The following is a 325-nucleotide window of genomic DNA, read 5'->3' as shown; positions in this document are numbered from 1 at the left end:
GCGCTCCAAGGTCGACGCCGCGCGCAACCTCGCCGCCGCGACGGAGGGCAGGACGCTCGGCGCCTTCGTCCTCTACTCTTCGGCGGCCGGTCTCTTCGGCAACGCCGGCCAGGCCAACTACTCTGCGGCCAACGCCTTCCAGGACGCCGACGCGACCGAGCTGCGGGCGCAGGGCGAGCCGGCGCCGTCGCTGGCCTGGGGCCTGTGGGACGCGGGTATGGCCGGCGGGCTCAGTGAGGCCGAGCTGGCCCGGGCCCGGCAGGGCGGCATCCTGCCGCTGACCGCCGAGCAGGGGCTCGCGGCCTTCGACGCCGCGCTGGGTACG

The 325-nt window shown here is 76.3% G+C and carries 1 protein-coding gene; it reads left to right on the top strand.

From position 1 onward, the window contains the following. Positions 1-325, top strand: a 325-nt coding sequence (locus PUR61_RS17525) for a KR domain-containing protein (RefSeq protein ID WP_329879793.1), incomplete at both ends; no start/stop codon positions are given.

This window comes from Streptomyces sp. BE20, from assembly GCF_036322525.1.
Classification (GTDB): Bacteria; Actinomycetota; Actinomycetes; order Streptomycetales; family Streptomycetaceae; genus Kitasatospora.
Note: the sequence above shows the minus strand (reverse complement) of the source record. Positions and strands in the feature narration are given on the sequence as shown.